We start from the raw sequence: 533 nt of genomic DNA, 5'->3' as shown, positions 1-533 counted from the left end.
GATCCACAACAGCTCCGACGACGGCATCGAATGGTTCGGCGGTACGGTCAACGGTAGCCATCTGGTCATCACCGGTGCCGACGACGATTCGCTGGATACCGATGCTGGCTGGAGCGGTGCACTGCAGTTCGGCATCGTGGTGCAGCGGGCCGGTGGCGGCGATCGCATGAACGAGTGGCACAGCCTGCGTCGCCAGCCGTATTCGCGCCCGAAGGTGGCCAATTTCACCTACGTGGGCAATGCGCGCGCCGGTGCGGCGATCATGCTCAACCAGGGCACGCAGGCCGCGTTCTACAACTCGGTGGTGACCCGTCCTGCCGGCGGCACCGGCGATGGCCTGGTGTGCTTCAACCTGGCCGATACCGACACGCTCGGTACCTTCAACTCGGTGTTCTTCGCCTGCCCGACGGCCTTCGGCAGCGACGCGCGTGCCGCCAGCCAGTTTGCGGCCGGTACCAACAATGTCGCCAATGGCGTGTCCCCCTTGCAGAACACCTTCGTCCATGGCGCCACTGGAAACGCCTAGCCCGCGT

Annotated in this window: 1 pseudogene; it reads left to right on the top strand. The window is 65.3% G+C overall.

Annotation, left to right across the window (positions count from 1 at the left end):
* Positions 1-523, top strand: a pseudogene (locus CSC62_RS17635) (hypothetical protein); the annotation flags it as partial.
* Positions 524-533: the final 10 nt, after the last annotated feature.

The organism is Pseudoxanthomonas jiangsuensis, from assembly GCF_010093185.1.
GTDB classification, from domain to species: Bacteria; Pseudomonadota; Gammaproteobacteria; order Xanthomonadales; family Xanthomonadaceae; genus Pseudoxanthomonas; species Pseudoxanthomonas jiangsuensis.
This window is presented reverse-complemented; position numbering and strand designations above follow the sequence as displayed.